Origin of the sequence: Collinsella aerofaciens, assembly GCF_902501475.1 — a bacterium.
Taxonomy (GTDB): Bacteria; Actinomycetota; Coriobacteriia; order Coriobacteriales; family Coriobacteriaceae; genus Collinsella; species Collinsella aerofaciens_AL.
In genome coordinates, this window is record NZ_CABWIF010000014.1 from 1 (window position 1) to 16,103 (window position 16,103).

Annotated in this window: 16 protein-coding genes; 14 read left to right on the plus strand and 2 right to left on the minus strand. The window is 61.9% G+C overall.

The features are described from left to right. Positions 1-295: 295 nt before the first annotated feature. The 4 genes from tgt (at position 296) to GDJ93_RS04205 (ending at position 3,129) form a co-directional block, all read left to right on the plus strand. Positions 296-1,435 (plus strand): tRNA guanosine(34) transglycosylase Tgt, encoded by a 1,140-nt coding sequence (tgt, locus tag GDJ93_RS04190; protein WP_055285790.1) that lies wholly within the window; start codon positions 296-298, stop codon positions 1,433-1,435. Positions 1,436-1,647: 212 nt separating this feature from the next. Then, on the plus strand, positions 1,648-2,406 hold the full coding sequence (locus tag GDJ93_RS04195; protein ID WP_152067856.1) for an LOG family protein: 759 nt from the start codon (positions 1,648-1,650) through the stop codon (positions 2,404-2,406). 112 nt (positions 2,407-2,518) lie between these two features. Beyond that, complete coding sequence (locus tag GDJ93_RS04200; RefSeq protein WP_152067857.1) at positions 2,519-2,818, plus strand: type II toxin-antitoxin system RelB/DinJ family antitoxin; 300 nt, start codon at positions 2,519-2,521, stop codon at positions 2,816-2,818. A 2-nt stretch (positions 2,819-2,820) separates the two neighbouring features. Next, positions 2,821-3,129, plus strand: coding sequence for a type II toxin-antitoxin system RelE/ParE family toxin (locus GDJ93_RS04205; protein WP_055250871.1), 309 nt, complete (start codon positions 2,821-2,823; stop codon positions 3,127-3,129). 93 nt (positions 3,130-3,222) lie between these two features. On the opposite strand, the gene GDJ93_RS04210 is transcribed toward GDJ93_RS04205, so the two are convergent. After that, positions 3,223-4,083, minus strand: coding sequence for a DegV family protein (locus GDJ93_RS04210; protein WP_152067858.1), 861 nt, complete (start codon positions 4,081-4,083; stop codon positions 3,223-3,225). 156 nt (positions 4,084-4,239) lie between these two features. Here GDJ93_RS04210 and GDJ93_RS04215 point away from each other — a divergent pair, with 156 nt between their 5' ends. The 10 genes from GDJ93_RS04215 to GDJ93_RS04255 all read left to right on the plus strand — a co-directional run bounded on the left by GDJ93_RS04215 (position 4,240) and on the right by GDJ93_RS04255 (position 13,851). Continuing rightward, positions 4,240-4,902 carry an HAD hydrolase-like protein gene (locus tag GDJ93_RS04215; RefSeq protein WP_226812455.1) on the plus strand — a complete coding sequence of 221 codons (663 nt, stop codon included), beginning with the start codon at positions 4,240-4,242 and terminating at the stop codon, positions 4,900-4,902. Between the two features lie 54 nt (positions 4,903-4,956). Further along, entirely contained in the window at positions 4,957-6,393 is a 1,437-nt protein-coding gene (locus GDJ93_RS04220; RefSeq protein ID WP_152067860.1) for a M20 family metallopeptidase, read from the plus strand. Positions 6,394-6,782: 389 nt separating this feature from the next. After that, the gene (locus GDJ93_RS04225; RefSeq protein WP_152067861.1) at positions 6,783-7,721 is read left to right on the plus strand and encodes a phosphate ABC transporter substrate-binding protein; all 939 of its coding nucleotides are present in this window, start codon (positions 6,783-6,785) and stop codon (positions 7,719-7,721) included. A 24-nt stretch (positions 7,722-7,745) separates the two neighbouring features. Next, a complete protein-coding gene (locus GDJ93_RS10115) occupies positions 7,746-7,979 on the plus strand; it encodes a hypothetical protein (protein ID WP_226812456.1) in 234 nt (77 codons plus the stop codon). Next, entirely contained in the window at positions 7,976-8,653 is a 678-nt protein-coding gene (gene pstC, locus GDJ93_RS04230) for a phosphate ABC transporter permease subunit PstC (RefSeq protein WP_264297878.1), read from the plus strand. Before GDJ93_RS10115 ends, pstC begins: the two co-directional genes overlap by 4 nt. After that, positions 8,646-9,572, plus strand: a complete 927-nt coding sequence (pstA, locus tag GDJ93_RS04235; RefSeq protein WP_152067862.1) for a phosphate ABC transporter permease PstA — start codon at positions 8,646-8,648, stop codon at positions 9,570-9,572. The genes pstC and pstA overlap by 8 nt, the downstream gene beginning before the upstream one ends. Beyond that, positions 9,569-10,441 carry a phosphate ABC transporter ATP-binding protein PstB gene (pstB, locus tag GDJ93_RS04240; RefSeq protein WP_193221446.1) on the plus strand — a complete coding sequence of 291 codons (873 nt, stop codon included), beginning with the start codon at positions 9,569-9,571 and terminating at the stop codon, positions 10,439-10,441. The genes pstA and pstB overlap by 4 nt, the downstream gene beginning before the upstream one ends. Positions 10,442-10,645: 204 nt before the next feature. Then, positions 10,646-12,505, plus strand: coding sequence for an ABC-F family ATP-binding cassette domain-containing protein (locus GDJ93_RS04245; protein ID WP_152067863.1), 1,860 nt, complete (start codon positions 10,646-10,648; stop codon positions 12,503-12,505). A 6-nt stretch (positions 12,506-12,511) separates the two neighbouring features. Beyond that, positions 12,512-13,282, plus strand: a complete 771-nt coding sequence (locus tag GDJ93_RS04250) for a Cof-type HAD-IIB family hydrolase (RefSeq protein ID WP_152067864.1) — start codon at positions 12,512-12,514, stop codon at positions 13,280-13,282. Between the two features lie 179 nt (positions 13,283-13,461). After that, complete coding sequence (locus tag GDJ93_RS04255; protein WP_152067865.1) at positions 13,462-13,851, plus strand: metal-dependent transcriptional regulator; 390 nt, start codon at positions 13,462-13,464, stop codon at positions 13,849-13,851. A gap of 285 nt (positions 13,852-14,136) precedes the next feature. Here the strand turns inward: GDJ93_RS04255 and GDJ93_RS04260 are convergent, their stop codons facing one another. Continuing rightward, positions 14,137-16,089 (minus strand): heavy metal translocating P-type ATPase, encoded by a 1,953-nt coding sequence (locus GDJ93_RS04260; RefSeq protein WP_193221447.1) that lies wholly within the window; start codon positions 16,087-16,089, stop codon positions 14,137-14,139. Between the last annotated feature and the right edge of the window lie 14 nt (positions 16,090-16,103).

Sequence of the window (16,103 nt, forward strand, 5' to 3'; positions counted from 1 at the left end):
GCCTCCCAACCTCGTTGCGGCGCGGCTGCGCCTATGGCACTTCAACATCATTGTCGCAGCCCCGACCCGCGGTCACGAGCGGGGGCTCCTATCTTTTTAGTGCCCTCGGATTGGGTCATAGTGTCTGTCGGTACCAAAACATCGGCGTTACCTTTGTTGTTGGTAATGACTTAGTCGTTGGGGACGTTCTTAAACGACTATGACCCCTTTGCATCAGTTTCTGTCGAGTCGGTGCTTCTTGCGGGTTGCCCGTATAATGGTTTGCGTATGAACCGCAACCAAGGAGTTCCAGTTTATGGACCAGAGCCTTTTTAAATTCGACCTGATCGCCGAGGACCCGACGACGCATGCGCGTGCCGGCGTGCTGCACACCCCGCACGGCGACATCGAGACACCGATCTTCATGCCCGTGGGCACCAAGGCAAACGTCAAGGGCATTCCTACCGAGACCGTCAAACAGCTCGGCGCCCAGATCGTGCTTGCCAATACCTATCACCTGTCCATGCGCCCCGGCGAGGATACCATCGCCGAGCTGGGCGGACTGCATAAGTTCATGAACTGGCACGGCCCCATCCTCACCGACTCGGGCGGATTCCAGGTCTTTAGCCATAACGACGCCGTCAAGCTCACCGACGAGGGCGTGCGCTTTATCGTCAATGACTACGACGGCCGCCACGTGTTCTGGACGCCCGAGGACAACATGGAAATCGCCATGAAGCTCGGCTCCGACATCTGCATGCAGCTCGACCAGTGCCCCGGCTATCCTGCCACGCGCGCCTACGTTGAGCGCGCGGTTGAGCTGTCGAGCATGTGGGCCGAGCGCTGCTATAAAGCTCACACCCGCGATGACCAGGCACTCTTTGGCATTGTTCAGGGCGGCATGCATCTGGACCTGCGCCTGCGCTCGCTGCGCCATCTGGAGGAGTGCGGCGACTTCCCGGGCTACGGCATTGGCGGCTACTCGGTGGGCGAGGACCACGAGACCATGTTCGAGACCCTGGCACCGCTCGTAAGCGAGTACATGCCCAAGCACAAGCCGCGCTACCTGATGGGCGTCGGCAACCCCACCACCCTCGTGCGCGGTGTGGGCGTGGGTATCGACATGTTCGACTGCGTGCTGCCGACGCGCACGGGCCGCATGGGTACGGCGTTCTCCAGCGAGGGTCGCCTCAACTTCCGCAACGCTCGCTTTGCGCACGACGATGGTCCCATCGATCCCACCTGCACCTGCCCGGTGTGCACGGGCGGCTACAGCCGCGCGCTCATTCGCCACATGGTCACGCAGAAGGAGATGCTCGGCGGCATTCTGCTGTCGATGCACAACATCTACTACTTGCTCAACCTTATGCAGCGTGCTCGCCAGGCCATTATCGAGGGTCGTTACGGCGCGTTCGTGAGTGACTGGATGAACAGCCCTGCGGCGGTGGATTACTAAGGGCGGCGCGGGCGCTTGCAGGGCGCGGGCAACGGCAAGGGGCGAGCGCCGGCCGGTCGTCGCGTTCGCTAACACTGTCTGCGCGACCGCTGACCGATGCCTTGCAAGCGCATGATGCATCGTGGGTACCATACCGAATAGTTGATGTTCGGGCGGGTGTTTGACGCATGGCGTCGACCCCGCCCGTTTTCTTTTTCTCGATAGGAGTACCCATGATTAAGAACGAGAATGTCGAGGGCGAGCCTGCCTACGACGAGACGTACCGCCGCGGCCCCGTGGTCATGCGCGGCCCGATGATTCCTAAGGACAATACGTACGCTAACCTGCTGGCGCCCGAGGAGTCGACCGACTGGTTGCATGCCGATCCGTGGCGCGTACTGCGCATCCAGGCCGAGTTTGTCGACGGTTTTGGCGCGCTTGCCGAGCTCGGACCTGCGGTGACCATCTTCGGTAGCGCCCGCACGCCCAAGACCGATACGCTCTACAAGGCGGCGCGCACCGTCGGGCGTAAGATTGCCCAGCGCGGCGTGGCGGTTATCACCGGTGGCGGCCCCGGCATCATGGAAGCGGCCAACAAGGGAGCGGCGAGCGTCAATGGTAAGTCAGTTGGCCTGGGCATTGAATTGCCGCACGAGCAGGGGCTCAACAAATACGTGAACCTCGGCATGGACTTCCGTTACTTCTTTGTGCGCAAGACCATGTTCGTCAAATACAGCTCGGGCGCTATTGTGTTTCCCGGCGGGTTTGGCACGCTCGACGAGATGTTCGAGGTGCTCACGCTGGTGCAAACGCACAAGGTCAAGCGTATGCCGCTCGTTTTGGTGGGCACCGAGTACTGGCAGGGCCTGTTCGACTGGCTCAACGGCCCGGTGATGGACGCCGGCATGATCAGCCCGCTCGATCCCGAGCTCGTGCACATCACCGACGACCTCAACGAAGCCGTCGACATCGCCCTGAGCGGGCTGATGTAGATCAATCGTGCCCACGCGACATGAATACGCATGGCAATCTGATGTTATCTAACATCAGATTGCCATTTATATTGGGTATACTGATGCAAAAGACGAGGCGAGGAGGTCGCATATGTCTACTGCAACGGTTAAGCCTACGACGGTTCGCATCGAAGAGGGGCTCAAGGAACAGGCGACTGAGTTCTTGGATTCGGTCGGCCTCAGCCTCAATTCCTATCTCAATCTTGCCGTTCGGCAGCTTGTAAATCAGCGAAAGATTCCTTTTGAGATTGTAGGAAGGGCGGAGGTGCCCAACGAGGCGACGAGGCGCGCCATGGTGATTGCCGAGGCTCATGAGTTGGGGATTTTGCCGGACGATAGCCTGTCATTCAATAACGCTGATGAGCTTATGTCATTCCTCGATGAGGAATAGCGATGTTCGAGATTAAAGTCGAGGCTCAATTTAAGGTGGACTACAAACGAACGATGCGCATGCATCCGCAGCTAAAAAGTGAGTTTAAAGCGGCGGTTGCAGAGCTTGTGGCTCATGGGTCACTTCCGGCGGAGTATGGCGCCCACGAGCTCTCAAACCCGGGCGGAAACTACAACGGCCACATCGATTTCCACCTATCCGATGGCTTGGTCGATGTGGTCGTTCTTTATCTTCCCCATAAGACTAACCCAGTGATTAGGCTGGTGAGAATGGGCACTCATCAGGAGCTGTTTCAGGGTCCGCTGGGCTGATCGCCGATTTCCAAGTTGCGGTGGAATAGGGATTGATTGACAGCTAATAAGCCAAAAACGGTCCCTATTTCACCGCAACTGATGTGGGCGTCCCTAGTGGATGGGCTGGTAGCGGGGGCAGTAGCTGATGGCTATGGCATCGACGCCTACATGGGTGGCGATGGTGCAGCCGATGGGGCCGGTGCCGGCGTCTACATAGTCTTGGCCTGCGAGCGCTTGGCTGACGAGCTCCTGCTCCTCGGCGGCGCCGGTCGTGAGCACGCGCACGCTGGAGCCCGGATGCTCGGCCAAAAATGCGAGGCAATCGGCCATGGTGTTGGTAACGATGCGTTTGGCACCGCGGCCCTTTTTTATGGCCTTGATCTCGCCCGATTTCCACTCCGGCGAAACGGCCAGGCGAATGTTGAGCATTTGCGTGAGCTGGCCGGCGAGCTTGGGCGCGCGGCCGTTCTTAACGAGATTCTCGAGCGTGCGGGGAATCAGCAGCAGGTGGGCGTCGGGCAGCGTCGCGCGGATCTGCGCCTCGGTCTCGTCCAGGCTGCGGCCGTCCTCGCGCATGGCCAGCGCGTACTCCACCAGCAGGCCCTCGGCGCCCGAGCCGGTGCGCGAGTCGATGCAGCGCACGTCGAGCTCGTGCGTTTCGGCCGTCAGGCTGGCGTTGGCATAGCAGGCGGACCACTCGCTGCACAGCGAGATAAAGATGGCGCTATCGTGACCGTCGGCGCGCACGCGGTCAAAGAGTTCCTTGAACTCGCCGGCACTCGGCTGCGAGGTGTGCGGCAGCTGCTCGGAGCCGGCCATGCGCGCGACGTACTCCTGGGCGGTAATCTGCACCTGGTCGAGCAGGTCCTCGCCCTCGATAATCACATGCAGCGGAATCACGTAAATGCCGAGCTCTTGGGCGCGGGCGGGGGAGATGTCCGACGTGGAGTCGGTTATGATGGCAAAAGACATAATTGCACCTTTCGTTGGGGCGCGACGGCGCCGCCTTCTGAGAGCAAAGTGCGACAAGTATAGTGGAGTTGCTCTACATTGCTAGGTTAAATTGTTGAATAGTCAACAGTTTGAAGTGTCGGTGTGGAAATCGTCAACTGGGGAAGAGGGATGCCGATGGAGGCGCTGGAGATATGCAAGCGGCCGGTCGTGCTGTTTGATTTTGATGGCACGGTGGCCGATACGGGTCGGGCGGTGATGACCTCGACGCGCAAGACGCTGGCTGCACGCGGGTTTTCGGAGGCGCAGATGGGTGACCTGCGTCGCATGATCGGGCCGCCCCTGTGGAAGAGTTTTCACGACTTTTATGGCTTCTCCCGCGAGGAGTCGCTTGTGGTGGCCGACGAGTACCGCGCCTTTTTTGACGAGCTGGGACCGGAGGAGTATCCCGTGTTCGACGGGATCCCCGAGCTGCTGGATGGGTTGGTCGCCCAGGGCAAGCGCTTGGCCGTGGCGACGTCGCGCATGGAGGCAAAGTGCGTTGACATGGTGGGTGAACTGGGGCTTTCTCAGTTTGAGGTCGTGGTTGGCATGAATCCGCCGCAGGGCCGCGAGACCAAGGCGGATTCGGTCCGCGATGCGCTGGCGGCCCTGGGCGCGACCGCGGACGAGGCCGTGATGATTGGCGACCGCTTTAACGACGTCGAGGGCGCGCACGCGATGGGCGTGCCGTGCATTGGCATCTATTCGGGTGCGGCGGCGCCGGGGGAGCACGAGGCTGCGGGCGCCGATGCGGTGGTGCACTCGGTGGCCGAGCTTGCTAAACTTTTCGCTATATAAGTATTTGATGTGAGGGGCGGGCGTACCCGTCGCTCATTGGTAAGGAGGTCGTCCATGAATCAGGTGGAGCAGAGCGTTACCGAGTATGTCGACGAGGTCTGGGAGGACGTCGTCGCCGATATCGAGCAGCTGGTGAGTTATCCGTCCGTAGCCGTTGCTGCCGATGCGGAGCCTAGCGCGCCGTTTGGCCGCCCGGTTCGTGATGCGCTCGATTGCGCGCTCGGCATTGCGCAAAAGCTCGGCTACCAGACGAGCGACGACGAGGGCTATGTGGGCATTGCCGATATCCCGGGTCGCGGCGACAAGCAGCTCGCGACCATCTGCCACGTGGACGTGGTGCCCGCCGGCCCCGGCTGGAACACCGACCCGTTTGCGATGGAGCGTCGCGAGGGCTGGCTGCTCGGCCGTGGCGTGATTGATGACAAGGGTCCGGCGGTGTTGTCGCTCTACGCCGGTGCCTACCTGCTCAAGCACGGCATTGTGCCGCGCTATACCTTCCGCGCGCTGCTGGGCTGCGATGAGGAAGTGGGCATGTCCGACGTTCACCATTATCTGGAGAATCACGCAGACCCCGACTTTTTGTTTACGCCCGATGCCGAGTTCCCGGTCTGCAATGCCGAGAAGGGCCAGTTTGGGGCGACGTTTGTGAGCCCCAAGATCGACGGCGGGCGCATCGTGTCGTGGAGCGGCTCCGAGGCGAGCAATGCCATTCCGTCGCAGTCCATCTGCGAGCTTGCGATTGCCGCCGATGAGCTGCCGGCGCCCGTTGAGAACGCCGACCGCCTGGAGATCACGGCGCTTGATAACGGGCATGCGCAGATTTTCGCCCACGGTATTGGCGGCCACGCTTCGATGCCTGAGGGCACCATCAACGCCGTCGGCCTGATCGTGTCGTATCTGCGCGAGGCCGAGGACGCGTTTGGTGCACGCGACGAGCGCCTGCTGACGCCTGCCGAGCACGAGTTCGTCAAGTTCCTGGCCTTTGTGCACGCGGATGCCTATGGCCGCGGCCTAGGTATCGATGCGACGAGTCCGGCGTTTGGCCCGCTTACCTGCAACGCTGGCGTCATCCGCGTGGCGGATGGCCATATTGAGCAGGTCATCGACGTGCGCTTCCCCGATAGCACCAGTGCCGATACCATCCGCGAGCAGCTCGACCCGCTCGTGGGCCGTTTTGGCGTGACGTGTCAGCTGGGTCGCGCTAAGGTGCCGTTCTCGGTGTCTGCCGACGATCCGGCCGTGAAGGCGCTTATTGATACCTATAACGAGTTTACGGGCAAGCATGCTGAGCCCTTTGCCATGGGCGGCGGCACGTATGCGCGCAATTTTGCCCGCGCCGTGTCGTTTGGCCCCGAGGAGACTGGCCTGGAGTTGCCCGCATGGGGCGGCCAGATGCACGGCCCCAACGAGTGTGCCAGCGAAGAACAGCTCAAGCAGGCGCTCAAGATTTACATCGTGGCGATCCTTCGTCTCAACGAACTGGAGCTGTAGGGCTTCCCCAGGCACCCGACCTTGCCCCTCAAACCGTCGCTTGCGTACCAAAGTACGCGGCGCTCCTCTTTCGGGGCAATCTCGGGCACCTGGGAAACCCCTATATCCTGCTTGGATACAAACTTGCATTACGAGCCCGGTGCTTCGGCCCGGGCTTTTTCTGTTGCGGTGGGGTAGTCATTGGGGACGTTCCTTTGGTGTAAAAGGTGCGCCATGTTCGGCGCTGGATTGTTATCCGTTTGTAAAGGCTGGACAGAGCTTGCGGTAAGGGTCTATCAGATGCCCGTAAAAAACCGCAGTTGGCGCGGGCGCTGCCCGGTCGGGGTCGTATCTTTCCAAACAGCAAAGCGGGCAGGGTGCCCGCGAGTCGCATGTATGAAAGGAAGATCATGCTCGATCAGGCTTATTCTCGTCGTCAGTTCCTCGGCCTCGCTGGTGGTCTTGTCAGCATCGTCGGTCTCGGTCTCGTTGGCTGCGGCGGCTCCGGCGCATCCGACGCCGCCGACAAGGGTAGCGCCGCTGCTGCCGAGTCCGTCTCCGGCGAGGTGACCTACGACGGTGCCTCTTCGTTCCAGGCTCTCGTCGAGGCCGCTGCCGAGAAGTTCATGGATGCCAACCCGGACGTCTCCGTCTCCGGCTCGGGCAACGGTTCGGGCAAGGGCCTGACCGCTGTCGCCGCCGGCACCGTTACCATCGGTAACTCCGACGTCTTCGCCGAGACCAAGCTCGAGGCCGACCAGGTCAAGAACCTCGTCGACCACGAGGTTGCTGTCGTGGGCATGGGTCCTGTTGTCTCCAAGAACGTCAAGGTCGACGACCTGTCCCTCGAGCAGCTCAAGGGTATCTTCTCCGGTCAGATTACCAACTGGAAGGAGGTCGGCGGCGACGACGCCACCATCGTCGTCCTCAACCGCAAGGCCGGCTCCGGTACCCGCGCCACCTTCGAGGCCGCCGTCTTTGGCGACGAGACCGTCGACTTTAAGGGCGATGCCGAGCTCGACAAGTCCGGCGACGTCCAGACTCAGATGGGCAGCACCGACAACGCCATCTCCTACCTCGATTTCTCGCACTTCGATGACTCCAAGTTCAACGCCATTAAGGTCGAGGGCGTGGAGCCCAAGAGTGCAAACGTCACCGACGACTCCTTCAAGATCTGGGCTACCGAGCACATGTACTGCGCAAAGGACGCCGACGACGCCACCAAGGCCTTCCTGGAGTTCATGCTTTCCGGCGACGTCCAGGGCAAGCTTGTCGAGGAGCAGGGCTTCATCCCCGTCTCTGCCATGAAGGTCGTCAAGGACGCCAGCGGCAAGGTCTCTGCTAAATAAGTAACCGCCCCGGAAAGGTTTGCAATGGCAAAACAGCTGCCAAAGCGCGACCTTGAGAACGTGGGCCTGGGCGTCACGGGCGCATGCGTTGCGCTCGTGACGCTTGTCGTTGCCGCGCTCATCTTTATGGTCGCCCAAAAGGGCCTCTCGGCTTTTCTCAAGGACGGCGTTTCGGTCGTCGAGTTCTTCACCGGCACCAAGTGGGACCTGGCCAACACGGCCAAAACGGCCTGCCTTATACCGGCGCCCTGCCCTTGATCGTCACCTCCTTTGCGGTCATGGTGCTCTCCACGCTCATCGCGCTGCCCATCGCCATCGGCTCTGCCATCTTTGCGGTCGAGATCCAACCCAAATTTGGCTCCAAGATCTTTCAGCCGCTTATTGAGCTTTTGACCGGCATTCCCTCGGTCGTCTTTGGCCTGATCGGCTTTCATGTGGTCGTCGGTCTTATGAAGAGCGTTTTCCACGTGAGCACGGGCCTGGGCATCCTGCCCGGCGCCATCGTGCTGGCCGTCATGATCCTGCCGACCATGACCACCCTTTCGGTCGATGGCCTGCGCGCCGTGCCCGACAGCTACCGTCAGGGCTCGCTCGCGCTGGGCTACACCCGCTGGCAGACCATCTGGCACGTGGTGCTCAAATCCGCCATGCCGTCGCTCATGACCGCAGTCATCCTTGGCATGACCCGCGCCTTTGGCGAGACGCTCGCCGTGCGCATGGTTATCGGCGGCATCGAGGCCATGCCGACGTCGCTGCTGTCGCCGGCGTCCACCATCACCACCACGCTCACCACGTCTATGGCGGTCTATGCCGAGGGCTCGGCCCAGGACGATGTTCTGTGGGCGCTCGGTCTGCTGCTGATGGGCATGAGCCTCATCTTCATCCTGATCATCCACCTTATCGGCCGCAAGGGGGCGAAGGCTCGTGGCTAGCACGCGCATCCATATCGACGAGGCGAGACTCGGGCGCGTCCAAAAACAGGACCGCATCGCCACGGGCGTGCTGACGGCAATCGCCGCCATCGTCATGCTCATCGTCGTCTCCATGGTGGCCTATATCCTGTTCGAGGGGGTCTCGACGCTGTTCCAGCCGGGCTTTCTCACGCAGCCGTCGCGCGCCAACGGAACCCAGGGCGGCGTGCTCTATCAGCTGTTCGACTCGTTCTATCTGCTGCTGATCACCCTAGCCATCTCGGTGCCCATTAGTCTGGGCGGCGCGGTCTTTCTGGTTGAGTACGCGCCGAATGGGCCCATCCGCGACATCGCCTCCACCGCCATCGAGACGTTGTCCTCGCTGCCTTCCATCGTCGTGGGCATGTTCGGCTTCCTGGTGTTCTCGGTACAGCTGGGCTGGAAGTACTCCATCATCTCCGGCGCCGTCGCGCTCACCATGTTCAACATTCCCATCCTGGTGCGCGTGATCCAGCAGGCGCTCGAGGACGTGCCGCAGGCCCAGCGCGATGCGTGCCTGGCCATGGGCCTCACTCGCTGGGAGGCTACGCTGCACATCCTGATCCCCGAGGCCATGCCCGCCATCGTGACCGGCATCGTGCTTTCGGCCGGCCGCGTGTTTGGCGAGGCCGCAGCACTGCTCTTTACCTCGGGTATGAGCTCGCCGGTGCGTCTGAACTTCTTGAGCTTTAACCTGTCGAGCCCCACCTGCGCTTGGAACGTGTTCCGTCCCGGCGAGTCGCTCGCCGTGCACATCTACAAGATCTATGGCGAGGGCAGCCCCGAGGCCCAGCAGATCGTCTGGGGCACCGCTGCACTGCTGATGATTTGCGTGCTGCTGTTTAACGTAATCGCCCGCATTGTGGGCAAGCAACTGGCAAGGAAGATGACGGCCGAATGAGCGAGATGAAAGCAACGCCCGCAACCGAAGCGGCATCGTCCGAGACCCAGGACTTCCTGTCGAGCGTGGGGGAGAGCGAGAGGCGCGTGCGCGTAAGCGGCAAGGCCGTGAACGACGAGGTCGTGCTCTCCACCAAGGACGTCAACGTGTACTATGACGACCACCATGCACTGCACAATACGTCGCTCGACTTCCACAAGGGCGAGATCACGGCGCTCATTGGGCCTTCGGGCTGCGGTAAGTCGACCTTCTTGCGTAGCCTCAACCTTATGAATCGCGAGATTCGCGGCTGCCGCGTGGAGGGCGAGATCAACTATCGCGGGCGCAACGTGAACACCAAGACCGAAAACACCTACGAGCTGCGCCGTTCCATTGGCATGGTGTTCCAGCAGCCCAACCCGTTCCGCAAGTCCATTCGCGACAACATCACGTTTGCGCCCAAGCGCCACGGCATCACCGACCGTGACGAGCTCGACCGCATGGTCGAGGAAAGCTTACGCGGCGCGGCGCTGTGGGACGAGGTCAAAGACAAGCTCGATAAGAGCGCCTATGCGCTTTCGGGCGGTCAGCAGCAGCGTCTGTGCATCGCGCGCACGCTGGCGCTCAACCCCGACGTGATTCTGTTCGACGAGCCCTGCTCGGCGCTCGACCCCATCTCGACGCTGGCGATCGAGGACCTCATGTCATCGATCGTGGCCGACCGCGCCATCGTTATCGTGACGCACAACATGGAGCAGGCGTCGCGCGTGTCCAACCGCACGGCGTTCTTCTACATGGGCGATATGGTCGAGTACGACGAGACTGACGAGATTTTCCAACGGCCCAAGGATAAGCGGCTGAATGATTACCTCACCGGCATGTTCTCCTAGTCCGGGACATGCTTGAGGCCTGCAGCGGCCACGGTTGCCGCAGGACTGATTGGAGAGGCGGGTCATCTCTTGCGGGAGATGGCCCGCCTTTTGCTCTGCGACCGAAACGACCACCACAAAGGGGACAGGCGCCTTCGTGGTGGTTTGGGGTGGGGCTCGCTGCTATCATGGACAACGTTGAATTTCTACGAAGGAGCAGGGCATATGGCGATTCTTTTGGGATGCGATTCCGTCAGCCTAGAGTTTCCCACCAAGCATATTTTCGATAGCGTTACGCTCGGCGTGGGCGAGGGCGACCGTATTGGTATTGTCGGTAAAAACGGCGACGGTAAGTCGACGCTGCTGAGCGTGCTCGCCGGCACGTTGGAGCCCGACGACGGCCGCGTGACGCACCGCCGCGACACGACGATTGGATTGCTCGGCCAAAAGGATAACCTGGTCGATACCGACACCGTGCATCATGCCGTCGTCGGTGACACGCCCGAATACGAGTGGGCCTCGAGCCCGCGTACGCGCCAGATTCTGGCCGGCCTTATTAGCGATGTGCCCTGGGAGGGTACGGTGGGCGAGCTTTCGGGCGGCCAGCGCCGTCGCGTGGACCTCGCGCGCCTGCTGATCGGCGACTACGACGTGCTCATGCTCGACGAGCCCACCAACCACCTGGACATGCGCACCATCAACTGGCTCGCGCGTCACTTAAAGGCCCGTTGGCAGCGCGGCCAGGGCGCGATGCTCGTGGTCACGCACGACCGCTGGTTCTTGGACGAGGTCTGTACCAGTATGTGGGAGGTCCACGACGGCCAGGTCGATCCCTTCGAGGGCGGTTACTCCGCATATATCCTGCAGCGCGTGGAGCGCGACCGCATGGCCGCAGTTACCGAGGAGCGCCGTCGCAACATGGCACGCAAGGAGCTCGCGTGGCTGAGCCGCGGCGCCCAGGCGCGTTCCACCAAGCCCAAGTTTCGCGTTGATGCCGCTCGCGAGCTGATCGCCGACGTGCCGCCCATGCGTGACGAGCTGGAGCTCAAGCGCCTCGCCGTGAGCCGCCTAGGCAAGCAGGTTATCGACGTGGTCGACGTGGACGCCGGCTATGCGGATGCCGGCGGCGCGCCCAAGCAGGTGCTCTCCGATGTGACCTGGCTCATTGGTGCGGGCGACCGCTATGGTCTTTTGGGTGAGAATGGCGCTGGCAAGTCGACGCTGCTTGATGTGATCCAGGGTAAAATTGCGCCCACGCGCGGCCGCGTGAAGATTGGCCAGACGGTACGCTTTGGCGTGCTGTCGCAGCAGCTCGAGGAGCTCGAGCCCTACATGGGCGACACGATCCGCGAGGTGCTCAGCAACTATAAGAAGTACTACGTCATCGACGGCAAGGAGACTTCGCCCGAGAAGCTCTGCGAGCGCCTGGGCTTTACGACGCAGCAGCTCTGGAGCCGCATCGGCGATCTTTCGGGCGGCCAGCGCCGTCGTCTGTCGCTGCTGCTGACGATCCTGGACGAGCCCAACGTGCTCATCCTGGACGAGCCGGGCAACGACCTGGATACCGACATGCTCGCGATTGTCGAGGATCTGCTGGACGGCTGGCCCGGCACGCTGATCCTGGTGACGCACGACCGCTTCTTGATGGAGCGCGTGACCGACCAGCAGTGGGCGCTGCTCGACGGCCACCTGACGCATATGCCCGGCGGCGTGGACCAGTACCTGCGCCTGTGCAACGCTACCGCCGAGGGCGAGCCCGTGGGCGCGCCGAGCGCCAAGACCGGCACGTTTGACACCGGTGCCGCGGCGGCTGCGGCCGAAAAGCCTAAGGCAAGCGGTCAGCCCAATGGCCTTTCCAACGCCGAGCGCCAGAAGCTTCGCCGTGAGGTGAGCTCGCTCGAGCGCAAGATGGAGACGCAGCGCGCCCGCGTTGAGGAGGCCGAGGCAGCAATGGCCCAGGTCGATCCCACCAACTATACGGTGCTCGGCGAGCAGCAGGCAAAGATCGACGAGGCTCACGCTGCCATGGACGAGCTGGAGATGGCGTGGCTCGAGGCGAGCGAAAAGCTCGAGGGCGAGGAGTAGGCGAGAATGATCAAAGCCGCGTTTTTCGATATCGACGGCACGCTGCTGAGTTTTAAGACCCACCGGATTCCGGCGTCGGCGCAGCAGGTGCTCGACAGCTTTCGCGAGCAGGGGATTGCGTGCGTGATCGCCACGGGCCGTCCGACCTACCAGATGCCGGACTGGCTGTTCGACCTGGGCTGGGATGCGTACATTACGCTTTCGGGCCAGCACTGCTTTGATGCCGAGGGGGTTTACCGCAGCTGCCCGATCGATCCGGACGACGTCGCGGTGATTGTGGACCAGGTGGCGCAGGGGCGCTACGACTCGCTGTGCATGCAGGGCGAGAACTCGTTTGTGAACCGTCTGTCCGAGCGCGTGGTGACGGCTGGCAGCAACGCGGGAATCGTCTACCACGAGGAGCCGTTTGAGCATGCCTTTGACGCGCCGGTCTATCAGTTCTGCGCCTTCGTGGACCCTGCCGACGAACATATCGTGACCGACGCTGTGTCGCATTCGCTCACCACGCGCTGGTGCGACCTGTTCTGCGACATTATTCCCGCTAACGGCGGCAAGGACCTGGGCGTGGCGGCGACGCTCGAGCGGCTTGGTATCGACGCGAGCGAGGCGATTGCCTTTGGCGACGGCGAGAACGACCTGTCGATGTTCTCGGCCGTGGGCACAAGTGTGGCCATGGGCAACGCACAGGACACGGTGAAAGCTGCGGCGACCTACGTAGCGACCGCCGTGGACGACGACGGAATTTACAACGCCGCCAAGCACTTTGGCCTCGTGTAGCTACGACCCGGCACCTGGGGACACTCCTTTCGGGGCGTCCCCAGTTTGTTTCATCCCGCACGTTTTGTGAAACACGGCTAACTTTTATGCAAAGTAGTAAGACATGGGCAACTTTTGCGGTAAAGTAAGCCGTGGAAAGTATCCAAAGGCTAACTAGCAATCATCGCGAAAGGCGGCCCATGGCCCTACGTGAATCCGGAGAAGACTATCTCGAATCGATCTACGTTCTGTCGGAACGTCATGGCATCGTGCGCTCGATCGACGTCGCGGAGCACCTCGGCGTAACCAAGGCGAGCGTTTCCAAGGCCATGGCGACGCTGGAAAGCAACGGCTATGTCGAAATGGGCAAGCGCGACGTTCATCTGACGGAGCGTGGTCTGGAGGTCGCGCGCCAAATGTGGGAGCGTCACTGCTTTTTCGTGGGGCTGCTAGAGGATGCGGGTGTTTCGGCTGAGGTCGCGTCGCAAGAGGGCTGCCACATGGAGCACTGCCTAAGCGAGGAAAGCTTCGAGAAGCTGAGGGCGATGCTGGGACGGGACGGTGCTTCGGCGTCAATAATGACCGACTAGCACTCCCGCAGCGGCGCGCCTCCCGCGCCGGAACGGCGCGGGACAGCGACTGAGACGAGTGGTCCCACCAACTAAGTCCAACTCAGACAAGGAACCCCACCAGCAAGCGATGCCCAAGAACCGCCAGCAACGTTACCGCAGGCCGGGGCCGGGCTTGGTTTTGAAAACATTCCGCAGACCAGAAGTGCCCCCGTTCGTAGCTCCGAAGGAGCAGAACGGGGGCACTTCATTGGTCGAGGACGTTTTCAAAACCAAGCCCGGCCCCGGCCGGACAGCCCACGAACGCTACAAGTTCTTGACGCCCATCGCGCGCATGGCGTTCAGGATGGCGATGATCGCCACGCCTACGTCGCCGAACACGGCAAGCCACATGTTGGCGATGCCCAGCGCTGCCAGCACAAGGATCAGCAGCTTAACGCCCAGCGCAAAGATGATGTTCTGCCAAACAATCGTCATGGTCTTGCGCGCTACGCGGATCGCGCGGGAAATGTTGGACGGCTTGTCATCCATGAGCACCACGTCGGCGGCCTCAATCGCGGCGTCGGAACCCATAGCGCCCATGGCAATGCCAACGTCTGCGCGGGTGAGCACGGGCGCATCGTTGATGCCGTCGCCGACAAAGGCGAGCTTGCCCTTGCCCGATTCGGCCGCGAGCAGCGCTTCAACACGTTCGACCTTGTCGCCCGGCAGCAGCTGCGCGTGGAACTCGTCGAGCCCCAGCTGCTTGGCCACCGCAGCAGCCACTTCCTCGCGGTCGCCCGTGAGCATGACGGTGCGCTTGACGCTGGCAGCGTGCAGGTCGCGGATCGTCTGCTCGGCATCTGCCTTAACGGTGTCTGCAATCACGATGTGGCCGGCGTAAACGCCGTCAACGAGCACATGGAGGATCGTGCCGACAACCTCGCAATTGGGAGCGTCGATACCGGCCGCAGCAAGCATCTTGGCATTGCCGACGACGACGTACTTGCCGTCGATGGTTGCCGTCACGCCGTGGCCCGCGTCATTAGTGGAATCCGTTACGCGCTTGGGATCGAGCTCGCTCTGGAAGGCGGTGCGTACCGACTGCGCGATGGGATGGTCGGAGAATGACTCGGCGAGCGCTGCGACTTCAAGCAGCGATTGCTCGGTATAGCCTGCCTCGGGGTGCACCGCGACCACCGAGAACGTGCCGTTGGTGAGGGTGCCTGTCTTGTCAAAGACGACGGTGTCCACATCGGCGAGCGTCTCGAGGTAGTTAGAACCCTTGATGAGAACGCCCAGCTTGGAGGCACCGCCGATGCCGCCAAAGAAACTGAGCGGCACGCTGATCACGAGCGCGCACGGGCAGCTGACGACCAGGAAAGTCAGGCCGCGCAGAATCCAGTCGGGCCAGGCACCGGTGACCAGGCCGCCGCCGAGCGCGAGCACCGCGGCAGCGCCGGTGACGGCGGGCGTGTAGACGCGGGCAAGGCGCGTGATGAAGTTCTCGGTGCGCGCCTTCTTTTCGCTGGCATTCTCCACGAGCTCCAGGACGCGTGCGACGGTGGACTCGCCAAAGGGCTTGGTGGTGCGCACGTGGATGAGCCCCGTCATGTTGATGCAGCCGCTGATGATATCGTCGCCGGACTTGGCGGGGCGAGGGACTGACTCGCCCGTGAGCGCGGCGGTGTCGAGCTGGGTTTCGCCCTCGACGATGACGCCGTCGATAGGCACGCGCTCACCGGGCTTGACCACGATCACGGTGCCGACGGCGATGTCATCGGGAAAGACCTGTTCGAGCGTGCCGTTGGCTTGCTCGACGTTAGCGTAGTCGGGCGCGATGTCCATCATGGCGCTGATCGACTTGCGGCTTTTGCCCACGGCATATGCCTGGAACAGCTCGCCGACCTGGTAGAACAGCATGACGGCGGCGCCTTCGGCCATGTGCGGGTCGGTATCGGGGAAGAGCACCATGGCAAATGCGCCGATGGTCGCGACGGCCATAAGGAAGCTCTCGTCGAACGCCTTGCCGCGGCGGATGTTATTGAATGCCTTTTGCAGCACGTCGTAGCCGGCAATCAAAAACGGTATGAGGAACAGCATAAAGCTGGCGTAGATGTCGCCCGGGGTACCGAATGCGGCGGTGAGGGTGCCGAACTCATCGAGGGCGTACACCACGGCAAAAATGCCCAGCGCTACCAGGATGCGGTTGCGCTTATGCTCGAGTGACTCTTTCTTCTTGCGCTTCTTCTTTTTCTTCTTGGGGTCGGCGGTGGCCATGACTCGTATCCTCC